The sequence below is a fragment of the Mesorhizobium sp. B2-5-11 genome (genome assembly GCF_006440835.1).
GTDB lineage: Bacteria > Pseudomonadota > Alphaproteobacteria > Rhizobiales > Rhizobiaceae > Mesorhizobium.
The window spans coordinates 18,382-40,916 of record NZ_VFUK01000002.1; the positions used below are offsets into that span (position 1 = coordinate 18,382).

Annotated in this window: 28 protein-coding genes; 20 read left to right on the top strand and 8 right to left on the bottom strand. The window is 64.1% G+C overall.

Annotated features, from left to right (window positions below):
- Window positions 1–58 precede the first annotated feature (58 nt).
- The 3 genes from FJ490_RS07175 to FJ490_RS07185 all read right to left on the bottom strand — a co-directional run bounded on the left by FJ490_RS07175 (window position 59) and on the right by FJ490_RS07185 (window position 2,900).
- Window positions 59–907, bottom strand: a complete 849-nt coding sequence (locus FJ490_RS07175; protein ID WP_140562409.1) for a lytic transglycosylase domain-containing protein — start codon at window positions 905–907, stop codon at window positions 59–61.
- 5 nt (window positions 908–912) lie between these two features.
- Window positions 913–2,163: a flavodoxin-dependent (E)-4-hydroxy-3-methylbut-2-enyl-diphosphate synthase gene (gene ispG, locus FJ490_RS07180; RefSeq protein WP_140517596.1), complete on the bottom strand. Its 1,251-nt coding sequence runs from the start codon at window positions 2,161–2,163 to the stop codon at window positions 913–915.
- 557 nt (window positions 2,164–2,720) lie between these two features.
- Window positions 2,721–2,900, bottom strand: a complete 180-nt coding sequence (locus FJ490_RS07185; protein WP_097571999.1) for a YdcH family protein — start codon at window positions 2,898–2,900, stop codon at window positions 2,721–2,723.
- Between the two features lie 240 nt (window positions 2,901–3,140).
- On the opposite strand from FJ490_RS07185, the gene FJ490_RS07190 reads away from it, so the two are divergent.
- The gene (locus FJ490_RS07190; protein ID WP_140550905.1) at window positions 3,141–3,344 is read left to right on the top strand and encodes a YdcH family protein; all 204 of its coding nucleotides are present in this window, start codon (window positions 3,141–3,143) and stop codon (window positions 3,342–3,344) included.
- A 2-nt stretch (window positions 3,345–3,346) separates the two neighbouring features.
- On the opposite strand, the gene FJ490_RS07195 is transcribed toward FJ490_RS07190, so the two are convergent.
- Window positions 3,347–4,141, bottom strand: a complete 795-nt coding sequence (locus FJ490_RS07195; protein ID WP_140500488.1) for an IclR family transcriptional regulator — start codon at window positions 4,139–4,141, stop codon at window positions 3,347–3,349.
- A 129-nt stretch (window positions 4,142–4,270) separates the two neighbouring features.
- On the opposite strand from FJ490_RS07195, the gene FJ490_RS07200 reads away from it, so the two are divergent.
- From FJ490_RS07200 to FJ490_RS07265, 14 genes are all read left to right on the top strand, one after another.
- Entirely contained in the window at window positions 4,271–5,152 is an 882-nt protein-coding gene (locus FJ490_RS07200; RefSeq protein ID WP_140500486.1) for a transporter substrate-binding domain-containing protein, read from the top strand.
- Window positions 5,153–5,242: 90 nt separating this feature from the next.
- Window positions 5,243–5,908 carry an amino acid ABC transporter permease gene (locus FJ490_RS07205; RefSeq protein WP_140500485.1) on the top strand — a complete coding sequence of 222 codons (666 nt, stop codon included), beginning with the start codon at window positions 5,243–5,245 and terminating at the stop codon, window positions 5,906–5,908.
- 1 nt (window position 5,909) lies between these two features.
- A complete protein-coding gene (locus tag FJ490_RS07210) occupies window positions 5,910–6,560 on the top strand; it encodes an amino acid ABC transporter permease (RefSeq protein WP_140500483.1) in 651 nt (216 codons plus the stop codon).
- Between the two features lie 2 nt (window positions 6,561–6,562).
- Window positions 6,563–7,357, top strand: coding sequence for an amino acid ABC transporter ATP-binding protein (locus tag FJ490_RS07215; protein ID WP_140525750.1), 795 nt, complete (start codon window positions 6,563–6,565; stop codon window positions 7,355–7,357).
- Between the two features lie 38 nt (window positions 7,358–7,395).
- Window positions 7,396–7,857, top strand: coding sequence for a RidA family protein (locus FJ490_RS07220; protein ID WP_140550900.1), 462 nt, complete (start codon window positions 7,396–7,398; stop codon window positions 7,855–7,857).
- Between the two features lie 24 nt (window positions 7,858–7,881).
- Window positions 7,882–9,087 carry an aminotransferase class V-fold PLP-dependent enzyme gene (locus FJ490_RS07225; protein ID WP_140685959.1) on the top strand — a complete coding sequence of 402 codons (1,206 nt, stop codon included), beginning with the start codon at window positions 7,882–7,884 and terminating at the stop codon, window positions 9,085–9,087.
- A gap of 405 nt (window positions 9,088–9,492) precedes the next feature.
- On the top strand, window positions 9,493–10,032 hold the full coding sequence (locus FJ490_RS07230) for a sigma-70 family RNA polymerase sigma factor (RefSeq protein WP_140500476.1): 540 nt from the start codon (window positions 9,493–9,495) through the stop codon (window positions 10,030–10,032).
- Window positions 10,029–10,925, top strand: coding sequence for an anti-sigma factor (locus FJ490_RS07235; protein ID WP_140729273.1), 897 nt, complete (start codon window positions 10,029–10,031; stop codon window positions 10,923–10,925). Before FJ490_RS07230 ends, FJ490_RS07235 begins: the two co-directional genes overlap by 4 nt.
- 94 nt (window positions 10,926–11,019) lie before the next feature.
- On the top strand, window positions 11,020–11,517 hold the full coding sequence (gene purE / locus FJ490_RS07240; RefSeq protein ID WP_140625003.1) for a 5-(carboxyamino)imidazole ribonucleotide mutase: 498 nt from the start codon (window positions 11,020–11,022) through the stop codon (window positions 11,515–11,517).
- The gene (locus FJ490_RS07245) at window positions 11,514–12,590 is read left to right on the top strand and encodes a 5-(carboxyamino)imidazole ribonucleotide synthase (protein WP_140662914.1); all 1,077 of its coding nucleotides are present in this window, start codon (window positions 11,514–11,516) and stop codon (window positions 12,588–12,590) included. The genes purE and FJ490_RS07245 overlap by 4 nt, the downstream gene beginning before the upstream one ends.
- Before the next feature lie 274 nt (window positions 12,591–12,864).
- Complete coding sequence (gene ykgO / locus FJ490_RS07250) at window positions 12,865–12,990, top strand: type B 50S ribosomal protein L36 (RefSeq protein ID WP_125004464.1); 126 nt, start codon at window positions 12,865–12,867, stop codon at window positions 12,988–12,990.
- A gap of 108 nt (window positions 12,991–13,098) precedes the next feature.
- Window positions 13,099–13,737, top strand: a complete 639-nt coding sequence (locus FJ490_RS07255) for a hypothetical protein (RefSeq protein WP_140625001.1) — start codon at window positions 13,099–13,101, stop codon at window positions 13,735–13,737.
- A 121-nt stretch (window positions 13,738–13,858) separates the two neighbouring features.
- On the top strand, window positions 13,859–14,926 hold the full coding sequence (locus tag FJ490_RS07260) for an alpha/beta hydrolase (RefSeq protein ID WP_140493394.1): 1,068 nt from the start codon (window positions 13,859–13,861) through the stop codon (window positions 14,924–14,926).
- Between the two features lie 52 nt (window positions 14,927–14,978).
- Window positions 14,979–15,443, top strand: coding sequence for a hypothetical protein (locus FJ490_RS07265; RefSeq protein WP_140662910.1), 465 nt, complete (start codon window positions 14,979–14,981; stop codon window positions 15,441–15,443).
- A 15-nt stretch (window positions 15,444–15,458) separates the two neighbouring features.
- Here FJ490_RS07265 and pyk read toward each other — a convergent pair whose 3' ends face one another.
- The gene (gene pyk, locus FJ490_RS07270; RefSeq protein WP_140493391.1) at window positions 15,459–16,892 is read right to left on the bottom strand and encodes a pyruvate kinase; all 1,434 of its coding nucleotides are present in this window, start codon (window positions 16,890–16,892) and stop codon (window positions 15,459–15,461) included.
- Window positions 16,889–17,377, bottom strand: a complete 489-nt coding sequence (locus tag FJ490_RS07275; protein WP_140493388.1) for a DUF1036 domain-containing protein — start codon at window positions 17,375–17,377, stop codon at window positions 16,889–16,891. Before FJ490_RS07275 ends, pyk begins: the two co-directional genes overlap by 4 nt.
- Window positions 17,378–17,623: 246 nt before the next feature.
- Here FJ490_RS07275 and FJ490_RS07280 point away from each other — a divergent pair, with 246 nt between their 5' ends.
- From FJ490_RS07280 to FJ490_RS07290, 3 genes are all read left to right on the top strand, one after another.
- Window positions 17,624–18,421, top strand: coding sequence for an N-formylglutamate amidohydrolase (locus tag FJ490_RS07280; RefSeq protein WP_140729274.1), 798 nt, complete (start codon window positions 17,624–17,626; stop codon window positions 18,419–18,421).
- Between the two features lie 10 nt (window positions 18,422–18,431).
- Window positions 18,432–18,740 carry a DUF1244 domain-containing protein gene (locus FJ490_RS07285; RefSeq protein WP_140493382.1) on the top strand — a complete coding sequence of 103 codons (309 nt, stop codon included), beginning with the start codon at window positions 18,432–18,434 and terminating at the stop codon, window positions 18,738–18,740.
- 129 nt (window positions 18,741–18,869) lie between these two features.
- Window positions 18,870–20,051: an MFS transporter gene (locus FJ490_RS07290; RefSeq protein WP_140517584.1), complete on the top strand. Its 1,182-nt coding sequence runs from the start codon at window positions 18,870–18,872 to the stop codon at window positions 20,049–20,051.
- Here FJ490_RS07290 and FJ490_RS07295 read toward each other — a convergent pair.
- Window positions 20,009–20,923 (bottom strand): LysR family transcriptional regulator, encoded by a 915-nt coding sequence (locus FJ490_RS07295; RefSeq protein WP_140729275.1) that lies wholly within the window; start codon window positions 20,921–20,923, stop codon window positions 20,009–20,011. The two genes, FJ490_RS07290 and FJ490_RS07295, sit on opposite strands and share 43 nt — an antisense overlap.
- A gap of 116 nt (window positions 20,924–21,039) precedes the next feature.
- Here FJ490_RS07295 and FJ490_RS07300 point away from each other — a divergent pair, with 116 nt between their 5' ends.
- A complete protein-coding gene (locus FJ490_RS07300) occupies window positions 21,040–21,249 on the top strand; it encodes a DUF680 domain-containing protein (protein ID WP_140517582.1) in 210 nt (69 codons plus the stop codon).
- A gap of 68 nt (window positions 21,250–21,317) precedes the next feature.
- Window positions 21,318–22,277 carry an SDR family oxidoreductase gene (locus tag FJ490_RS07305; RefSeq protein WP_140729276.1) on the top strand — a complete coding sequence of 320 codons (960 nt, stop codon included), beginning with the start codon at window positions 21,318–21,320 and terminating at the stop codon, window positions 22,275–22,277.
- Between the two features lie 56 nt (window positions 22,278–22,333).
- On the opposite strand, the gene FJ490_RS07310 is transcribed toward FJ490_RS07305, so the two are convergent.
- Window positions 22,334–22,492: a DUF3309 family protein gene (locus FJ490_RS07310; protein ID WP_140493366.1), complete on the bottom strand. Its 159-nt coding sequence runs from the start codon at window positions 22,490–22,492 to the stop codon at window positions 22,334–22,336.
- Window positions 22,493–22,535 lie beyond the last annotated feature (43 nt).

Here is a 22,535-nt window from a genome sequence, read left to right on the forward strand (position 1 = left end):
GTCGCCTATAGCCGCGGCCGTCATTTTTATCGCCCCTTCACCCGCAACGACACACCCGCTATCGGTTGCGCACCACCACGCATGCCCCGCCGACACTTTGCAATTTCTGGCAGATAGCGCCGGCGGCGGCACGGTCGTCGACCCCGATCCTGACCGCGTAGATGCCGCGCCGGCCGATCGGCGTGCGCACCCGGCTGACCACCGGATCATGCCCGGCTAGCAGGGCCGGGAAGCGGCCCCTCACCCTGAGCCACTGGTTGACCGCGGCGCTGCGGCGGAAATTGCCGGCCACCTGGATTCCCCACGGCTTTATGTTGATGGAAGCCATCGCCACCGTCCGCGACATGATCACCGGGAGCTTACGGCAGGCCGCGACGAAATCGGATTTCGCGTCGAGCGGTCGCACGCTTCCGGCATAGGCGCGGTCGGCGAACTTATCGACCGGCTCGCCCATAATGTCGAAGACATAGCTTTCGGTTTCCATCGGCAGGAAGCCGCCCGAGCCCAGCCAGCGCGAGACCCGGTTTTCGCCGGCATTGTAGGCGGCGGCCGCCAGGCCGAGATTGCCATAGCTGGTCTTCATCTCGGCGAGGTATTTCGCCGAGGCCGGGATCGCCTGGTTGATGTCGAAGGAATTGGCGAGCCCGCGCATCTTGGCGGTCCCCGGCATGAACTGGGCGATTCCTTCGGCGCCGACCGGACTGACGGCGTTGGGATCGAACCGACTTTCCTTCCAGATCAGCCGGGCGAAGAAATCCCTGGGCAGGCCGTTCTGGTCGGCATGGGCCTGGATCAGGTTGCAGACCTTGTCGATCAGCCGCTGCTTGGCCGATTGCGGCGGATCGGCCTGGACCAGGGTGGGCCACCCGCACAGCAGGATCAGCGCCACCGGGAGGAAGCGCAGCATTCGACCTACTCTGCCGCGGCCTTGCCGCGACCAAATCGTTGTTCGATATAGTCGGCGACCATCTTTTCGAAATCCTGCGCGATCGACGGTCCGCGCAGCGTCGCCGCCTTCTTGCCGTCGACGAAAACGGGCGCTGTCGGCGTCTCGCCGGTGCCGGGCAGCGAAATGCCGATATCGGCATGTTTGGACTCGCCCGGGCCGTTGACGATGCAGCCCATCACGGCGACCTTGAGGTTCTCGACCCCCGGGTATTTCTCACGCCACGCCGGCATGTTCTTCCTGAGATCGGCCTGGATGTTCTGGGCCAGTTCCTGGAACACGGTCGAGGTTGTGCGGCCGCAGCCGGGGCAAGCGGCGACGATCGGCACGAATTGCCTGAAACCCATGGTCTGCAGCAATTCTTGCGACACCTGTACCTCGCGCGTGCGATCGCCATTCGGCTCCGGCGTCAGCGATATGCGGATGGTGTCGCCGATGCCTTGCTGCAACAGTATGCCCATGGCGGCGGATGAGGCGACGATGCCTTTCGAGCCCATGCCGGCCTCAGTGAGGCCGAGATGCAGCGCATGGTCGGAACGGCTGGCGAGCTCGGTGTAGACGGCGATCAGGTCCTGCACGCCGCTGACCTTCGCCGAGAGGATGATCTTGTCGCGGCCAAGGCCGATCTCCTCGGCCATCTCGGCCGAGAGGATCGCCGACTGCACGATCGCCTCGCGCGTCACTTGCTGTGCGGTCAATGGAAAGCCGCGGGCTTGGTTGTCGTCCATCAGCCGGGTCAGGAGTTCCTGGTCGAGCGAACCCCAGTTGACGCCGATGCGCACCGGCTTGTCATGCTTGATCGCCATCTCGACGATTGCCGCGAACTGCCGGTCCTTCTTGTCCTTGAAGCCGACATTGCCGGGATTGATGCGGTATTTGGCCAGCGCCTCGGCGCAGGCCGGATGATCGGCCAGGAGCTTGTGGCCAATATAGTGGAAGTCGCCGACGATGGGCACGTTGATACCGAGCCGCGCCAGCCGCTCCCGGATGCGCGGCACGGCGGCGGCGCTTTCATCGCGGTCGACGGTAATGCGCACGATCTCGGAGCCGGCGCGGTGCAGCGCCGCGACCTGGGCGACCGTCTGGTCGACATCGGCGGTATCCGTATTGGTCATCGACTGCACGACGACGGGAGCACCGCCGCCAACCACCACGCCGCCCACATCGACGCCCACCGAGGTGCGGCGCGGGAAGGGAAAGGAATAATATCCGGTCATGCCGGCAGCCTTTAATCTCTGGAGCGCCGCGCGTCCACTTGGACCCACAAAAGCGCGCTCCGGGCCGATGCGCTGAAGTCCGGGCATGAGGTGGAGGAGCAAAGATGGCTTGTCAATGGCGACAGGTCGCCACTGGCCGCAATCGATGCCGCCGCCGGTTGCTCGGCGCCCGACTTTTATCGCTCGCTTGCGTCGGCCAATCGGCTACCTGGCGATTGGCAGGCCCCATCGCTTTGTCTTTCCCGGAACGAGTCCGTCATTTCGGGGAGGAGCAAGGAGAAGAGCGACGCAGCGCAGTCCCAGAATCCAAGCCCTGACCTCAGAGCGCCGCGGCAAGGCGGAATTCTGCTCCGCTGCACTCTTCGGTCAGTTACGGTAAAGGGGAGCCGCGACGAGCTTCGCCCCTGCTCGTCCTGGGACTAGGAAGTCGGAAGGCCTCTGCCTGGTACGAATATCTGTGATGGTCGACCTGAAACCGAAGATCAAAACCACCAGTCCGGCGGCAATTGCCGCCGGCAGGAAAGACCCGAATGGTGAGCGGTTATGTCAGTGGGGCATCAATGCGTCGTGGGTTTGGCCCTCAGTTTTTCAATCTCGTCCTTGATTGCCAGCTTGCGTCGCTTGAGATTCACGATTTCGAGGTCGTCCACCGACGGGTGATTCATCGCGTCATCGAGCTCGCGTTCGATGTCGCCGTGTTTCCGCTGCAACTCATCAAGATGGGATGCAAGAGACATGATTGGTTCTCCCTTTCATGATTTCCTCGATTGCAGCCGCCAAAGGCGCGTCCACCGCAGGCTCGCTCTGTGACGGCACAATGACAGTGTGCCACCTTCGCGCAGCGATGTCGAATGATCCGTGGTAGCATTCCACGACAACGTGAAATGTGATATGGGCTGCGCGCCGGTGGTAGAGAGTGCCACCCCCCGCCCAATCAGGCCCAGCTTTGGGCGCCGCAGACGTGCAGACGGTAGAGAATGTCCGATCAGGAACAGGCCGATATTCGCCTCGAATTTTCCCGGCTGAAGCAGGAACACGCCGATTTCGACGCCGCGATCAATGCGATGATCGCCATGAACTGCGACCCGCTGCAGATCCAGCGCATGAAGAAGAAGAAGCTTGCGCTGAAGGATCGGCTGATGAAGCTGGAAGACAAGATCATCCCGGACATCATCGCCTGACTTCAGGTCCAGGCCGCGATCGAAAGCCGCGCCGCGCGTTCGCGCAACAGGGCCAGGAGTTCGCCTGTCTTCTCCTGCGACGTGTCGATGGGCACCACTAGACACATCGTCGCCTCGACGGTGCCGGGTGCTGAAAACACCGGCGCGGCGAGGCATTTCGTATAGGCGTCGACGAGCCCCGAAGTGATGCAATAGCCGGTGGCTCGCGCCGTCGCTATGTCGGCGATGAAATCGTCCAGACGCAATCTGCGGCCATCGGGCAGCATAAGGTCGTCTTCCGATATCATGGCTTCGATCCGGGCCTGTTCGAGGCCGGCGAGCAGCAGCCTGCCTGACGCGGTCCAGGGCAGCGGAATCTGCAATCCGGTGGCGGAGCTGATGCGGAACGGCCGGGTGCCCGGGCTCGAGTGGACGATCGTGTAGCGGCCGCTCTGCAGCATGCACAGTTCGGAGGTCTCACCGGTCTCGCGCGACAGGTTGTCGACCTCCTGGCGTCCTCGCCTCAAGAGGTCGTTGCCGCGCACATAATCCATTCCATAGAGATAGAGCTTCTTACCGAAATAGACGCGGTTGCCGTCGCCGGCCATCTCCAGGAGGCCCGCATCGACCAGCGATCGCACCAGTGTGTAGGTGGTCGAACGCGGCGCGTTGACCCCCTTGGCGAGGTCGCCGATACCGATGGCGCGCTGCGTCGAATGAAGGAACTCCAGAATCTCGAGCACCCGGTTGAGGCCCTTCTCCCGAGAGACCGAAATCTTTGCGTCCGCTGAGACCGCCAAGGCGCTGCCATCTTGCATTGTCGATTCCTGATGTTAGTATCTGTCTTGTACAGGATACACTCGTCCCTTGTAAGAGACAATTTCTGTAACGATCCGGGTGCGCGTATTGCCTGTGCGTAGGGGAACACAACACGAAAGGAGGTCGCTGTGGACGACACATCCAAAAGGCGTGATTTTCTGAAACTGGGTATGGCCGGACTGGCAACGGCCGGCGTCATGAGCGCGGCGGCAACGGTCGACGTCCAGAAGGCGGCGGCGCAGGCTGCGCCCGATAGCCTGCTACGCACCGTGCTGGAGCGCGGCAAATTGATTGTCGGCACCGGAAGCACCAATGCGCCATGGCATTTCGAGAACGATGCCGGCGAACTCGTCGGCATGGACATCACCATGGGGCGCATCCTGGCAAAGGGCTTATTCGATGACCCGGCCAAGGTCGAGTTCGTCATGCAGGACCCGGCGCAGCGCATTCCGAACGTGACGACGAACAAGGTCGACATCACCATCCAGTTCATGACCATGACCGCGCAGCGCTCGCAGCTGATCAACTTCTCCAGGCCTTACTACGTCGAGGGCGTCGCCTTGCTGACTTTGCCCGGCGCCGAGAACAAGACCTTCGACAAGCTGCTTGCCGCAGGCTCCGCGACGCGCGTTTCCATCCTGCAGAATGTCGACGCCGAATCTTCGGTGCATTTTGCCTTGCCGGAGGCGCAGGTGATGCAGATCGATACACAGGCCAACGTGCTGCAGGCATTGGAATCCAAGCGTGCCGATGCCGCTGCCGTCGACCTCTCCACCGTGCGCTGGCTCGCCTCGCGCAATCCGGACAAATACTTCGATGCCGGCAAGAGCTGGTACTCGATGCTTTATGGCGCGGCGCTCCGGCAAGGCGATCTCGATTGGCTGACCTTCGTCAACCAGACCTTCACCATCGCCATGTTCGGCCATGAAACGGCGCTCTATGACGCCGCGTTCAAGGACTATTTCGGGCAGGAGCCGCCGGCGCGCCACCCCGGCTTCCCGGTTATCTGACGTCATCGGCGGAAGGGCGCCGACCCTTCCGCCTTTTTTCCTGGCGACGCGGCCAGCTTTGCGTCACATCGGGAGCACTGAGGCCGACGCATGGGTTATGCGCTCAATTTCAACCTGATCTGGCGGCATTTCGACAAGCTGTGGGGCGGTCTGCTGCTCAGCCTGGAGCTCGCCGTCATCTCGATCGCCATCGGCATCGTCATCGGCCTGGTCCTGGCGGTCTGGTACGTGTCGGCCGGACGCATGGTGCGCGGCATCATTGCCGCCTATGTCGAATTCATCCGAAACGTGCCGCTGATCCTGCTCGTCTATCTCGTCTTCTACGGTCTGCCGACCGTGGTCGACATCGCCTACAGCGCGCAAACCTCGTTCGTCGCCACGCTGGCGCTCTACAGCGGCGCCTATCTGGTCGAGGTGTTCCGCTCCGGTCTCGAAGCGGTGCCGCGCGGCCAGCTAGACGCCGGCAAGGCGATCGGCCTGACGCCCTGGCAAAGGCTGCTCCATGTGCGCCTGCCGACCATGCTGCGCATCACGCTGCCGGCGCTTTCCAACACTTTCATATCGCTGTTCAAGGATACCTCCGTCGCTTCGGTCATCTCGGTGCCCGAACTGACCTTCGGCGCGCAATGGATCAACTTCAACACCTTCCGCATCGTCGAGGTCTATCTCGTCGTGACGGCGATGTATCTGCTGACCGGCTACGCCCTGCTTTACGCGCTCCGGCTCGTCGAACGCTGGTTCAAGGTGGTGCACTAGCATGCTTGGCCAGATCGCCTACGCCTTGCCTTTCCTGGCTCAGGGTTTTGCGCTGACGCTTTGGGTGTCGCTGCTGGTCGTGACGTTCTCGCTCGTCGCCGGTGTCGTCCTTGGCGTCGGCCTGGTCTATGGCCCGGCGCCGGCGCGCTGGGCGGTGCGCATCTTCAGCGACACTATTCGCGGCATACCGATCCTGGTGCTCATCTTCTTCGTCTACTACGGGATGCCGGCCGTCGGGCTTCACCTGCCGTCCTTCTGGGCTGCCGTGCTGGCGCTGACCTTGTTCAAGACAGCCCAGGTCGTCGAATATCTCCGGGGCGCCGTCGGCTCCATCCCGAAGGGACAATCGGAGGCGGCAATGGCGATCGGCCTGACCTTCCGCCAGCGGCTGGCCCATGTCATCTTTCCGCAAGCGTTCAGGCGTTTCCTGCCGCCCTGGATCAATGGCGTCACCGACGCGGTCAAGGGCAGCGCGCTGGTCTCGCTGCTCGGCATCACCGATCTCATGCAGGCCATCAACCAGGTCATCGGCCGCACCTATGAGGCCATGCCGCTCTACATCCTTGGCGCCCTCATCTACTTCGCCGTCAACTATGCGCTTTCGCTTGCCAGCAGGCGGCTGGAGCGGCGTTTCTCCTTCATCCGGGAATAGCAATGTCCACAAGCTCGAACGATGCCCCGGCCCTTCTCGACATCCGCGATGTGTCCAAATCCTTTGGCGCCGTCCAGGTCCTGCGCTCGGTCAGCCTGCGCGTGGCGCGCGGCGAGGTGGTGACGGTCATCGGGCCCTCGGGCAGCGGCAAGACCACGCTGCTGCGCTGCGTCAACTTCCTGGAGAGCTATGACAGCGGGTCCATCCGCATCGACGGCAAGGAGGTCGGCTTCCGAGAAACCGGAGCCCGCCAGCGCCGCAGCGAACGCGACCTTGCCGCGATGCGCGCCGAGACCGGCATGGTGTTCCAGAGCTTCAACCTGTTTCCGCATCTCACCGCCGCCGGCAACATCATGCTCGGCCTCACCAAGGTGCGCGGCAAAAGCACCGTGGAGGCGCGCACGATTGCCGAACACTGGCTCGGCCGCGTCGGTCTTGCCCATAAGGCCGACAGCCTGCCGGCGGAGCTCTCCGGCGGCCAGCAGCAGCGCGTCGGAATTGCGCGCGCCGTGGCCATGGGGCCGAAAATCCTGCTGCTCGACGAGATAACCTCCGCCCTCGATCCGGAACTCGTCGGCGAGGTGCTTGAAGTGGTGCGCAGCCTCGCCGAGGACGGCATGACGATGGTGATGGTCACGCATGAGATGGCCTTTGCCCGCGACGCCTCGAGCCGCATCGTCTTCATGGCCGATGGCGGCGTCGGCGCCGTCGGCCCGCCGAAGGAGATCCTTGCTGCGGACGCCGACAATGAGCGTCTGCGCAATTTCCTGGCGCGCTTCCGCGCCTCGCACTTCTGACATCGGATGGTTGACGCCATCCCAAGGAGCCTTCTTCCATGACGCCTTACACCAGGCTCGCCGAACTCGGCCTCACATTGCCCGAGCCGCCGACGCCCATCGCCAACTTCGTCACCCATGCCGAGAGCGGCCGGCTGATCTTCCTGTCCGGCCAGGGACCGCTGCGGGCCGACGGCACGCTCTGCACCGGGAAGGTGGGCGAGGATGTAACGGTGGAGCAGGCTTATCAGCATGCCCGCCTTACCGGCCTCAACCTGCTTGCCGTCATGCATGCTGCCGCCGGCGATCTCGGCCGCATCGTGCGCGTCGTCAAGCTGCTCGGCTTCGTCAACGCCACGCCGACCTTCAGCGACCACCCCAAAGTGGTGAATGGCTGCTCCGATCTTTTCGCCGACGTTTTCGCCACGATCGGCGGGCATGCCCGCTCGGCGATCGGCGTCGGCTCCTTGCCGGGAAACATCACCGTCGAAATCGAAGCGGTCGTCGAGATCGCTGCCTGATCTGTCATCCACGGGATTGCTCACATGAAAACATATTCAGACACCGGCTCCAACACCACGATCCGCGAACGGCTCGGCCTTCGCCCGATCATCAACGTCTCCGGCACGATGACGGCGCTCGGCGCGTCGATCATCGTGCCTGAAGCGATCAGCGCCATGTCTGAAATGGCATCGCAATGGGTGGAAATGGACGATCTGCAGCGCGCCGCAAGCGCCGTCGTCGCGCGCCTCACCGGTGGCGAGGCCGGCTTCATCACCGCCTGCTGTGCCAGCGGCATCACCATGGCGATCGCCGGCGCGATGACGGGAACCAACCTGCTCGCCATCGAACGCCTGCCGGACGACACCGGCGACCTCAAGTCGGAGGTGATCATCCAGCTTGGCCACATCGTCAACTACGGTGCCCCGATCGACCAGTCGGTCCGCGTTGCCGGCGCCAAGGTGGTGCCCGCCGGCACGGTCAGCGTCACGCAGGACTATCATGTGCGCGACGCGATCAACGAGCGAACGGCGGCAGGCCTCTACGTCGTCGCGCATCACACGGTGCAGTACGGCATGCTGTCGCTGGAGGAATTCTGCGAAATCTGCCACGCCAGGGGCGTGCCGGTGATCGTCGACGCGGCTTCCGAATATGACCTGCGCGGCTTCCTGGCGCGTGGCGCCGACATCGTCATCTACAGCGGCCACAAATTCCTGAGCGGCCCGACCAGCGGCATCGTCACCGGACGCAAGGATCTGGTGCGCGCCGCCTATCTGCAGAACCGCGGCGTCGCCCGCGCCATGAAGGTCGGCAAGGAAAGCATCGCCGGCACCATGGCCGCGCTCGAGGCATGGGAGAAGCGCGACCACGCCGGCATCCGCCGGCGCGAAGAGGCCGCCCTCAACCTTTGGAAGGATGCTCTGCAGGGTATCCCGGGCATTGGCGCGGAGATCATTCCCGACCCGACCTCCAACCCGCTCGACCGCCTGCAGGTCTTCGTGCTGCCGGAAAGCCGCTTCACCGCCGCCGGCCTTGCCTCGGCGCTTGCCGGTGGATCGCCGCCCATCATCGTGCGCAATCACGAGGTCGAACGCGGCCATTTCTTCCTCGACCCCTGCAATCTTCATCCCGGAGAGGCGGAAATCGTCGCCGAACGGCTGCGCGCCCTGTTGACCGCGAAGGACCGGCCCGCCGACGCCATGAAGATTGCTCGCAAGGTCTCTTCCGGCGCCTTGCGCTGGCCGGATTGAGCGCCAAGCGGACCAACGAACCCAAAGCACCGGCTGATCACGTAACCGTGAACAGCCGGATGCGTACGCGGCGGGAATAAATCTCGGCCGCAACGGGTCTCCTCGACATAGGCCGCTACAGGCGTTGAGGAGATCCGCATGTCCGTCATCATGAACACGACAGCGAACATGGCCGCGGCGTCGGCGGCCGCCATGTGCTGGAGCGCATGACCTCAACCGGCCTCTCTCCCATGATGCACGGCTTTCCCATTGCGCTTGACACTGGTGACGCAGATGAATTCACTTTCGCCACGGCAGGCGGCTTTGCCTGTTGCCGAGGGTTTCGCCCGCACGGGCGGGGCGAGACCGCCGGTATTGCTTGAAAGCGCACGGCCTGTTCCTCGTGGAGTATCGGATGGTGCTGCTTTGAGCGAGAAGGCCGGAGCCGAGCGCTTCAGCGAGGTGGTGCTGCCTCATCTCGGTGACGCGCTGGCGCTTGCCCGCTGGTTGACCGGCAATGGCGCCGATGCCGAGGACGTCGTGCAGGACGCCTGCATAAAGGCGCATGCGGGCATATCAGGCTATGCCGGTGGCAATGCCCGCGCCTGGCTGCTGACCATCGTGCGCAACACCGCCTATACCTGGATGTCGCGCAACCGGCCGCGCGGCATGTTGGCCGTCGGTGATCTCGGCGATCTCGACGAGATGGCGGCGGCACACGGCATCAGCGTGCCGGACGAATATGGTCCGGAGGCAAGCCTGATCGCCAAGGCCGACACGGTGGCGCTTGAAACGGCGATAGCAGCCCTGCCGCAGCCGTTTCGCGAGACGCTTGTGCTGCGCGACATCAGCGGCCTCAGCTATCGCGAGATAGCGGCCATGCTCGGCGTGCCGATGGGCACGGTGATGTCCAGGCTGGCTCGCGCGCGGAGCCTGCTTATGTCTGACCTGGGGAGAGCGCCATGACCATGCATGACGATGGACTGCCCAATGATCCGGAAGGCATCAGGCTGATGATCCACGCCCTCGTCGATGGCGAACTTGATGCAGCGGCCGCGCTTGCGGTGGAGCGGCGCATTGCGGCCGATCCGCGGCTTGCCTCGGAGCATGCCCGCATCGTGGCCTTGCGGGGCGCGGTCAGCCGCCTGCCGCCCCCAGATGTCGGCGACGCCTTTCGCGCGCGCATCGCGGCCATTGGCACTGCGGCCACCGCGCAGCCGGAGTCAGGCGAAACGGCCAAGCCGCAGCAGGGCCGGCCGGCGCTCCCGGGGGTGCTTGCCCCGGGCGGGAGAGGCCAGAGGCGAAACGCCGATACGCGGCTGTCGCCAAGTCGAGCGCGCCGCTTCGGTTCGTTCGACTGGCGCGCTCTTGCCGCCTCGATCATGATCAGCGCGGTGCTGGCCAGCGGGGCAACGCAATGGGTGATGGTCAACGGCGCGTCCGACAGCTTCGCCGCGGCGGTCGCCAGCGGCCATCGCCGCAGCCTGCTTGCCGCCAGCCCGATCGATATCGTCTCGTCGGACCGCCACACGGTAAAGCCCTGGCTCGACGCCCGGATCGGCGTGTCGCCGCCGGCACCGGATCTTGCCAAGGACGGTTTTGCGCTGATCGGCGGCCGGGTCGAGGTGATTTCCGGCCGACCGGTGCCGGCACTTGTCTACCGCCACCGCGAGCATCTGATCACGCTGGTCGCCGAACCGCAGCAGGGCGGCAAGGCCAGCGAGCCTGACGATCTTTCCTCGGGCGGCTTTTCGCTGGTGCAGTGGAGCGACGGCGCCTTCTCCTACTGGGCGATCTCCGACATGGAGCGGCCCGAACTCGACGATTTCGTTGCCCGCTTCCGCAAGGCTGCGGCATAGGCTGATTTCCCGGCCGGACCCCGGCAATGCCCCGCATCCTTGCCGCCGCCGCCGAATTCCGCTAAGGCGCGCCTTTGTCGCCGGGAGCAGAAGCTTGGACGATCAACGCGTCGACGTCGCCATCATCATGGGCAGCCAGTCCGACTGGGCGACCATGCGCCATGCCGCCGAGACACTGGAGGCGCTTGGCATCCCGCACAAACGGCTGATCGTCTCGGCGCACCGCACCCCCGACCGGCTCTATGCCTTCGCCAAGGGCGCCAAGGCCGCCGGCTACAAGGTCATCATCGCCGGTGCGGGCGGTGCGGCGCACCTGCCCGGCATGACGGCGGCGATGACACCGCTGCCGGTGTTCGGCGTGCCGGTGGAATCCAAAGCCCTGTCGGGACAGGATTCGCTGCTGTCCATCGTCCAGATGCCGGCCGGCATTCCGGTGGGGACGCTGGCCATCGGCAAGGCCGGTGCTGCCAATGCAGCCCTATTGGCTGCCGCCGTTCTGGCGCTCAACGACGACAAGCTTGCCGGGCGGCTCGATGCCTGGCGCGCCTCGCAGACCGCCAAGGTCGCGGCCGAACCCACGGACACGCCGTGAGCCTGCCCGCCGGATCGACCATTGGCATCATCGGCGGCGGCCAGCTCGGCCGCATGCTGGCAATAGCGGCCGCTCGCCTCGGCTACCGCACCGTGGTGCTGGAGCCGCAGCCGGATTGCCCCGCGGCACAGGTCGCCAACCGTCAGGTCACGGCCGCCTACGATGACCCCGCCGCGCTTGCCGAATTGGCCGAGGCAAGTGCCGTCGTCACCTATGAATTCGAGAACGTTCCGGTTGCCGCCGCCGAGGCGCTCGCCGCAAAGGTGGCGGTCTATCCGCCTGCGCGCGCGCTTGATGTGGCGCAGGACCGGGTGACCGAGAAGACATTTCTCAACGGCATCGGCATTGCCACGGCGGATTTCCGCGCGGTCGACAATGACGGCGAGCTGACCGCAGCGCTGAAATCCTTTGGCGGCAGCGGCATATTGAAGACGCGGCGCATGGGCTATGACGGCAAGGGCCAGCGCGTCTTCCGCGACATGCAAGCCGGCAGCTTCGCCGGCACCTGCGAGGCCATGGGCAACGTGCCGCTGGTCCTCGAGGCCTTCGTTTCCTTTGAGCGCGAAGTCTCCGTCATCGCCGCGCGCGGCATCGATGGCGTCGTCGCCGCTTACGATCCGGCCGAGAACGTCCACCGCAACGGCATTCTCCACACATCGACCGTGCCGGCCGCGATCGCGCCCCGGACAGCCGAGGCGGCCCGGACGGCGGCGGTGAAGATCCTGTCGGCGCTCGACTATGTCGGCGTCATCGGCGTCGAGTTCTTCGTGCTGGCCGATGGCTCGCTGCTGGCCAACGAGATCGCACCCCGCGTCCACAATTCAGGCCACTGGACGGAAGCCGCCTGCACCGTTTCGCAGTTCGAGCAGCATATCCGCGCCGTGGCCGGCCTGCCGCTCGGCGACCCGCGACGCCATTCCGACTGCGTGATGGAGAACCTGATCGGCGACGATATCTTGCGCGTTCCGGAATTGCTGGCGAAGCCCGACCTGATGCTGCATCTCTACGGCAAGGCCGCAGCGCGGCCCGGCCGCAAGATGGGCCATTTCACCCGGATCAGCCGCCGCGCCTGACAGCAATCTCGACGCCGCGAGCTACCGGGCAGGAAAACTCGGCGCATGGCGTTCCCCAGTCATGTGGCGACCACCACATCATACCAGCCGGCGCCGAGCCATTGGCCGATTGCGGATATTTGACGACACCGGGCATTCATCTCCGCTACCGGGCATGCTTGCGGTTGACACGGACAAGGCTCCTCGTTTATGAGCCACCCACAGTTCAAAGGCGCGTCTTCTGGCGCGCCTTAAAATTTCGACCCGGACCGGGTCCACACCGACAGGCAAGACCATGAAGATCAAGAATTCGCTCAAGGCGCTGAAGGCGCGTCATCGCGACAACCGTCTGGTTCGCCGCAAGGGCCGCGTCTACATCATCAACAAGACCGCCCCCCGCTATAAGGCGCGCCAGGGCTGAGCTTCGTCGCGAGGCTTTTGCCTCCGCAGTTGGTGTTTATCGTCGGTCCGCCGGCCGTTCACGCTAAAATCAGTTTGACGTTCCGCCGCCCGGGACTAGATTCGGGCGATGCGGATTTTTTTTGCATTTTTGACGGTCCTTCTCTTTTGCAGCGCCGTCTCGTTGCCGGCTCGGGCCGATGATCGGGCGGCCGTGCAAGCGGCCCCGGAGCCGGCGCCTCCGGATGCCCAGCCAGTGCCGCAAGCCCCGCCTCCCGCAATGAACAGGGAAGCCCGCCTCGACAAGCTGTTTGCCGATCTCAAGCGCGAGCGCAACGAAAAGGCGGCAGAGCGTATCGCCGGCATCATCTGGAGCGAATGGTCCCAGTCGGGCAGCGCCTCGATCGACCTGATGATGCAATGGTCGCAGAAGGCGCTCGAGAACCAGAAATTCGACGTAGCGCTCGATTTCCTCGACCAGGTGGTCACCTTGCAGCCGGCCTATGCCGAGGGCTGGAACCGGCGCGCCACGGTGCATTTCATGATGAAGAACTACGGCAAGTCGATGTCCGACATCGACCATACGTTGCAACTCGAACCACGCCATTTCGGCGCGCTGTCGGGCCTGGCACAGATCATGACCGTGACCGGACGCAAGCAATCGGCGCTCGAGGCCTGGCAGAAGGTGCTCGCCATCTACCCGATGCTGCGCAGCGCCCAGGACCAGGTCGGTACGCTTTCGGAAGAACTCGCCGGCGAAGGCATTTGATATTTAAGGCAGTAGGGAAATAGGGCAGTAAGGCAGTAGGAAAGAGATCGCCCGGAAATACTTGCCCTACTCCCCTACTCCCCTACTCCCCTATTCCCCTACTCCCTCTCGTATATCCCACATGAACCTGCTCTATGCCGTCTTCGCCTTCCTTCTGGCGCTCGTCTTTGGCCTTGTCGGCATCACCCGCGTCGGCTCCTGGCTGATCGAGCGCCGCAACCCGGCCGTCGGCGAATTCATCGACATCGATGGCGCGCGCATCCATTATGTCCACGTTCCTGGCCACGCCAAGGCCGACCTGCCGCCTGTTGTCTTCATCCACGGCGCCAGCGCCAATCTCAGGGATCAGATGCTGCCGCTCAGGCCGTTGCTCGAAGGGCGCGCCGAATTGCTGTTCTTCGACCGGCCGGGATTCGGTTGGTCGGGACGCGGGCCCGGCAACAACAAGGATCCGTGGTCGCAGGCCGACACCGTCGCCGCGCTGATGGACCATCTCGGCATGAAGCAGGCTATCATCGTCGGCCATTCCTTCGGTGGCGCGGTGACGACCGCCTTCGGCCGCGAGCATGCCGACAAGACGCTCGGACTGGTATTCCTGGCACCGGCAACCCATCCGTGGCCCGGCGGCGCAACCGCCTGGTACTACGACCTGACCACCATTCCGGTGATCGGCCGGCTGTTCTCCGAAACGCTGAGCTATCCGGCAGGAATGCTGCGGATCGCCGACGCTACGACCTGCGTCTTCTCGCCCAACAAAGTGCCGGACAATTATGTCGCCGAGGCCTCGATCCCGCTGGTGCTGAGACCGTCGGCCTTCCGCGCAAATGCCAGCGATGTCGCCGGCCTCTACCGCTATGCGCTTGGGGCCGCGCCGCGCTACGCCGAGATCAAGGCGCCGACCGTGGTCATCTCGGGCGATCGAGACAAGGTCGTCTACGCCCATATCCATTCGGTCGGCCTCGAGCGCAACATTGCCAGCGCCGAACTGGTCTGGGTGCGCAATCTCGGCCACAAGCCGGACTGGATCGCGTCTGATCTGGTCGTTGGCGCCATCGAGAAGGCCGCCGGCAGGAGTGTGGATCTGGAGGCGATGGCAAGGGCGGTGGAAGCGCGGATCGCCGGCGATGCCTATGGCGTCGGCAAATGCGCCGACCTCAAGGAACCCGAAGCGGAGTTGGCGCCGACCTGATGTGCGTCTTCCGAAAATGGTCGTCGAAAAAGGGTATCGGGGCCAGAGCGGCATGTACGTCCTCAAACACGGCATAAAGAAAAATCCCGAAAAATTCTGGGCGCTGCCGGACCGCATCTTCTTCGGTTACGGCGCCTGCCCCATCCTTGCGGGCGTCTTTCTCAGCTATCCTCCCCTGGACGGATTTTACGGCGAGCGGATCATTCCAAGCGGGAACGATTCCGGAAACCATATCTATGTGACCAACGGCGTGATCGCCTTCGACTACCATGGCTATTCCAGCCGCGAACGGCTTCTGGAACACCACAAACGAGGATGGGCTTCGCACAGCGCCGACTGGCACTGCACGCTGGAAAAGGTCGATTTCGATCTGCTCGACACTGCCGAACTTAATCGGCGAAAGATGCGGGGACCGGATCAATACCTGCAAGATCCCATACCCCGCGCGCGTCGCTTCCTTCAGCGCATTGACCACGCCGCAGCGGCAACAAGAGCTCTCAAGATCGCAACGCGGTGAAGCCCTGGGGCGGGCTTATCGGGTGCCCAAGTCCGAACCGACATAGGCGATGCGCAGCATATTGGTCGAACCGGGCGTCCTTAGCGGCACGCCGGCGGTGATGATGACGCGGTCGCCGGGCTTGCCGAATTCCTCTTCAAGCGCGATGCGGCAGGCGCGATCGACCATGTCGTCGAGATCGGTGGCATCGGGGGAGACGACGCAGTGCGTGCCCCACAGCAGCGACAGCCGCCGCGCCGTGTTGACGATCGGCGACAGGGCCACGATCGGCACCTGCGGGCGCTCGCGCGCGGCGCGCAGGCCCGTGGTGCCGGAAGCCGTGTAGGTGATGATCGCCGACAGTTTCAGCGTCTCGGCGATTTCGCGGGCCGCCAGCGAGATCGCATCGGCGCCGGTTGCTTCAGGCTCGGAACGCTGGGCGTTGATGATGCCTGCATAGGTCGGATCGGTTTCCACCTTGGTGGCGATGCGGTTCATCATCGCCACCGCTTCCACCGGATAGGCGCCCGCGGCCGATTCGGCCGAAAGCATGATGGCGTCGGCGCCTTCGAAGACGGCGATCGAAACGTCGGAGACTTCCGCGCGGGTCGGCACGGGCGCGGTGATCATCGATTCCAGCATCTGCGTGGCGACCACCACCGGCTTGCCGGCGCGGCGCGCTGCGCGCGTGATCTGCTTCTGGATCCCGGGCACGGCTTCCAGCGGCATCTCGACGCCGAGATCGCCGCGCGCGACCATCAGCGCGTCTGAGAGTTCAATGATTTCGGCCAGACGGGCAACCGCCTGCGGCTTCTCGATCTTGGCCATGATCAGCGCCCGGCCGCGTGCGATCTTGCGCGCTTCGGCCAGGTCCTCCGGCCGCTGCACGAAGGACAGCGCTATCCAGTCGACGCCGGTGGCGAGCACCGCGTCGAGATCCCTGCGGTCCTTCTCGGTCAGCGCGCCGACCGGCAGGTCGGTATCGGGCAGGCTGACGCCCTTTCTGTCGGAAATCGTGGTGCCGGCAACGACGGTGCAGACGATCGCCTTGCCATTGGCCTTCACCGCTTTCAGCTCCAGCTTTCCGTCGTCGATCAGCAGCCGGTGGCCGGCCTCGACCGAACTCAGGATTTCGGGATGCGGCAGATAGACCCTGGCCGCGGTGCCGGGCTCGGGATTGTCGTCGAGCGTGAAGGTCTGGCCGACGGTCAGCACCTCCTTGCCGTTGGCGAACTTGCCGACGCGCAGCTTGGGTCCTTGCAGGTCGGCAAGGATGCCGATCGGCCTTCCGACCGTCTCCTCGACGGCGCGGATGCGTCCGACCAGCGTGCGCATCAACTCGTGATCGGTATGGCTCATGTTGATGCGGAACACATCGGCGCCCGCTTCGAACAGCTTCTTCAGCATTTCCTCGGAAGAGGAGGCCGGACCGATGGTGGCTAGGATCTTGACCTTGCGGCTGCGTCTCATTGACTGTTTGTTCCCGGGGCGGCTGGCGCGCCTCCCGTTGCGGGGTCGTCGGTTAGCTGGACCATCCAGCTTGCCTGCTCGCCCGTGTCGTATTCCTGGAATCCGGCGCGCTGGAAGCCCCGGGCGACGCAATCGGTGACGCCGGCGATCTTGAACTCTTTTTCAGCCACGCACATGTTGATCGGGCCGTCCCAGCGTCCGCCGCGTTCGGCGTCTTCTGCATAAAGATAGTAAAACCTTGATGACAGCGGCCCTTCGATCAGCGTCTTGCAACTCGATCCTTCGATGTGCCACCAGCCCTCGGTGATCCAGCCGGCCTTGGCACGATAGCCGATGCCGACGCCGACCAGGTTTTGCGTCGCGTTGCAGACGCGGAAATCAGCGCGGGCGGGCGAGGCCGCAACCATCGCGGACAAACCCACGGCGAGCGTCAGGAGCGGCATGGCGAAGGCGAAGCGCACGCGCCGCCCGCCGGCGGAACTCATCCTGAAACCCCTCAAGAACCACATCAGCATCTCTCTGCGCCCCTTTTCGGAAAAGTCCGGGCGCATGTCAACGCGCCGTTTTGTCCAATTCCAATCGATTTAAGAAGGCTCCCGGCGCGCGATCCGTCGCCCCTTGCCAGATTTCAGCGGAAACCTTGGCCAAACAACGGCATTGCGCCCGCGTCGTCTTCGTGGAAAGACGATAGCATCCTCCCCGGAAGCCAGCGAACAGACCATTTCCCGCCAATGACCCGATCCACAGTTTTCGCGCCTTTCGATGTCGTCGAGGGCGACCGCAAGCGGGGCATGGTGCTGTTGGCCGACCATGCCCGCCGCGACCTGCCTGAAGACTATGGCAGCCTTGGCCTGCCGGCGGCGGCGTTCGACCGCCACATCGCCTATGACATCGGCGTCGAGGCGGTGACGCGCGAACTCGCTGCCTTGCTCGATGTGCCAGCGGTGCTCGCCAATTTTTCGCGGCTGCTGATCGATCCCAATCGTGGTGAGGATGATCCAACGCTGATCCGTCAGCTCTATGACGGCACCGTCGTGACGGGAAACTATCCACTCGCCCCGGAGGAGCGCGAAAGGCGGCTTGACCGCTTCTACCGGCCCTATCACGACGCCGTCGGCGCCACGATCGCCTCGGTCGCGCAGGTTTCCGGCAAGGCACCCTTCATCTTCTCCGTGCATTCCTTCACGCCGGTCATGCAGGGCAGGCAGCGGCCGTGGCATGTCGGCGTGCTGTGGGACCGCGACGACCGCGTGGCGCGGCCGCTGATCGACATGCTGGCCGCTGACAAAAACCTCGTTGTCGGCGACAACGAGCCCTATGACGGCGCGCTGCGGGGCGACACCATGTTCAGGCACGCCATCGTCAACGGCTATGCCCACGCGCTGATCGAAATCCGCCAGGACCTGATCGCGACCGGCGGGGATGCGCTTTCGTGGGCTGAGCGTCTGGCGCCGATCGTTGACGCGATCGATCGCCGTCCCGATATACACCAAGTGAAGATGTTCGGCTCGCGCACCGGGCCGTTATGAGGAGGTTTCGATGACCGAACTCAGCGACGAACAGAAACGCGACTTCGAGGCCGCCGCCTTTCGCCGGCTGGTGGCGCATCTGCGTGAGCGTGGCGACGTGCAGAACATCGATTTGATGAATCTCGCCGGCTTCTGCCGCAACTGCCTGTCGAACTGGTATCGCGAGGCCGCGGAAGCCGAAGGCGTCGATCTCAGCAAGGACCAGTCGCGCGAGATCGTCTACGGCATGCCTTACGCGCAATGGCAGGCGCTGCACCAGACCGAAACCTCCGACGCCAAGAAGGCCGAATTCGAGGCCAGGCGACCCAGAGACCACTAGGTGGTCTCTTACGTCCTCGATTTTCTTGAGCGTTCGGTTTGGCCCAAATGCTTCCCGAGCGCAGCGCTTGACTGAAAATTGAATCGATCTAATTTGCCGCGCAAAGCCACTTTCTGACCGGATTCGCCTATGAACGCGTCGAATGCAATGCAGACCGCCATTCGCGGCCGCTGGGCCGTGGCGGCCATCTTCCTCGCCAACGGCTTCCTGACCGGCAGCTGGGCGCCGCAGATTCCGGTGTTCCTGACCCGCCTCGACATTTCCAAGTTCACTCTGGGGCTTTTGATCCTGCTGTTCGGCGCCGGCGCCGTCACCGCCATGACCTGGTGCGGTCACCTGATTTCGAAACACGGCTCGCGCACCGTGCTGCGCTGGTTTGGCCTCTGCGGCAGCCTGGGCCTGCTGGTCGTGGCGCTGGCGCCCAACGTGCCGCTGGCTGCCGTCGCCATGTTCATCTTTGGCGGCTCCATCGGCGGCATGGATGTCGCCATGAACGCCAATGCGGTGGTGGTCGAGCGGCGGCTGTCGCGCGCGATCATGTCCTCCTCGCATGGCTTCTGGAGCCTCGGCGGTTTCGCCGGCGGTGCCCTTGGCGGCTTTGCCATCCAGAATTACGGCCACCTCGCCCACGCCGCGGTGGTGACGGCGCTTGCCTTCGCGGCGATCGCGGCGGCGGTGCCCTATATCGTCGCCGAGGGCAGGCCGCAGGCTGCCGAGCATCATAAATTCACCTTGCCGGGCAACCCGCTGGTCTACCTCGTGGGCCTGATGGCGCTGCTGACGATGGTCTCCGAAGGCGCGGTACTCGACTGGGCAGCGCTTTATCTCAGGCAGGAACTCGGCGCCGATCTCGCCATTGCCGGTCTCGCCTACGCCGCCTTTTCCGGTGTCATGGCGATCATGCGTTTCTTCGGCGATGGCGTGCGCAATCGTTTCGGGGCCGTGACGACGTTGCGCGGTTCGGCGATCATCGCTGCCGCCGGCATGCTGATCGCAGGCCTGTCGCCCTCACCCTGGCTTGCCATCTCCGCCTTCGCTCTGTGCGGCTTCGGCATCGCCAATATGGTGCCGATCATCTTTTCGGCCGGCGGCAACCAGGAAGGCATGTCATCGGGCACCGGCATGAGCGTGGTCACCACGATGGGCTATTCCGGCATCCTCGTGGCGCCCTCGGCGATCGGCTTCGTCGCCGAGCATTCCAGCTTCGGCCCGATCTTCATCGCCATGTCGGGTCTGCTGATCGTCGTCCTGCTGATGGCCGGATTGGCTCATCGCGCCGAATTCGCTCCCGACGCGGCGCCGGCCGAATAGCGTTTCAGTTCCTCGTGAAGGAAATCCGCCACGCGTCGGATGCGCACGCTGGTGCGCACGTCGCGATGCATGGCCAGCCACACCGGCAGCTTGGGCAGCGGCAGGCCCGGCAGCACATCCTCCACCAGGGGGTCCCGCTTGGCCAGCGGCTCCTGGCCGAGGCCGATGCCGATTCCCGCCCGCACCGCCTCCCAAAGCACGATCTGGTTGTCGGCCCGGAAGCGAAAACTGTTCCGCGTTACCGATATGCCGGAATGCGTAAAGCCTCGGATCATCTCGTCGCTCCGGTCGAAGCCGATCAGCGCGTGGTCGAGCAGGTCGGCCGGCTCGCGCGGGCGGCCGCACCGGTCGAGATAGGCTAGGGAAGCACAGGCGCAGAGCGCGATATCGCAGACCTTGCGCGCCACCAGCTCGTTCTGTGTCGGCTTGACCATGCGGATGGCGATGTCGGCATCCCGGCGCAGCAGGTTCTCGACCTGGTTTGAAGCGACGATCTCGACCTCGATGCCAGGCTCCTCGATGCCGAGCCGCGCCGTCATGTCCGGCAGCACATAGGCCGCCACCACCTCGCTGGCGGCGATGCGCACAGTGCCTTCGATAGCCTCGACCGAACCCAGCGCCAGCCGTGAAAAAGCGCTCGCCTGCTCGCTCACCGCCTTGCCGCGCTCGAACAGAGTGGCCCCGGCTTCGGTCAGCGCGTAGCCGCTTCGCCCGCGCCGGAACAGGATGACGCCGAGCGCTTGTTCTAGTTCCGAGATGTGGCGGCCAAGCGTCGGCTGGCTTGCCGATAGCTTTCTCGCCGCGGCCGACAGGCTGCCGGTCTCAGCGACCGTGACGAAGCTCTTGATCAGGTTCCAGTCGATATCGGCCATTCAAAAATGAATATCAGAACTGCACACATGGTCAATTTCAATTCATTGGTGAGGCAATCATATTCGGCCTGCAAACATCGATACGCCCTGCAACAAGCCAATCAGGAGTAACCCAAATGACCAGGATTGCACTCACCGCCGCTGCCCTCCTCATCGCCGCCAACGCCGCTTTCGCAAGCAGCGACAAGTTCGGCTCGAACAATGCCAGCCAGACGCCTGTCGCCAGCAGAGACAAGACGATCACCACATCGATCGAGAAGTCGAATGCAATCATCCGGAAGCCGGTCGTCCCGGGCAGCAACCGCGACCTCTTCGGCAACCGCTGAACAGACGCCGAGATATCCCCAAGGCGGTGGGCTTGTCCCGTCGCTTCACAGCAAACAGGAGACGAAGAATGACCAAGATTGCAATCCTCGGCGCCAATGGCCGGCTCGGCCGCGTGGTCGCCAAGGCCTTCATCGATGCGGGCTATGATGTCCGCGCCATCACCCGCACCGGCAAGGTGCCGGCTGAGCTTGCAGGCGCGACGGCCGTCGCCGGCGATGCGCTGGACGGCGAGTCTCTGATCCGCGCCACGCAGGGCGTCGACATCATTTTCAACGGTCTGAACCCGATCTACACCGACTGGGGCAAGTGCCTGCCAATGGCCGAGAATGTCATGGCCGCCTGCCGCGCCAACGGCACGCTGCATCTCTTCCCCGGCACCATCTACAATTATGGCTCGCCGATGCCGGCGGTGATCACGGAAGACACGCCGTTCCACCCGACAACCGAGAAAGGGCGGATCCGCTGCGCCATGGAGGCGCTGTTCCGCCGTGAAGCTGAGGCGGGTCGGGTGCGCACGATCATTCTGCGCGCCGGCGATTTCTTCGGCGGCACCGGCAACGGCTCCTGGTTCGACCTCGTCGTGGCCGCCAAGATGAGCAAGGGCATCTACACTGCGCCCGGCCCGGCCGATCTGGTGCATGAATGGGCCTATCTGCCGGATTTCGCTGTCGGTTTCGTCGCGCTGACGCGCAACCTCGACAAGCTCGGCTCTTACGAGGCGCTGAATTTTCCGGGCCATGCCGTCACCGACATCGAGATCAAGACGGCCGCCGAAAAGGCACTCGGACGCAAGCTTAAACTAAGCTTCATGCCGTGGTGGGTGCTGCGCGCCGGAAGCCCGTTCGTGGCGATGTGGCGCGAGATCGTCTCGATGTCCTATCTGCGTTTCGAGGCGCACCGGCTGGCCTCGACGCGACTGAACGAGATCATCGGTGAAATCCCGCACACCCCTCTCGACCAGGCGGTGCATGAAGCCTTGCAGGATATCGGTATCGCTGTCGCGCCGGCCTGGCAAAAAGCAGCGTGATTGCCGAGCGTACCGAAAAGATGAGAACGGCGGGCCCGACCGCAAATCGTTGCCGGTCAGATCCGGCCCATCAGAAGCAGGATAAGCACCACGACGAGGACGACGCCGACGATGCCCGACGGCCCGTAGCCCCAGGAGCGCGAATGCGGCCATGCCGGCACTGCGCCGATCAGGATCAGGATCAGGATGATGATGAGAATCGTGCTGATCGTCATTTTAGAGCCCTCGCCGTCTGGTTGAATCCGAGGGAACAATGCA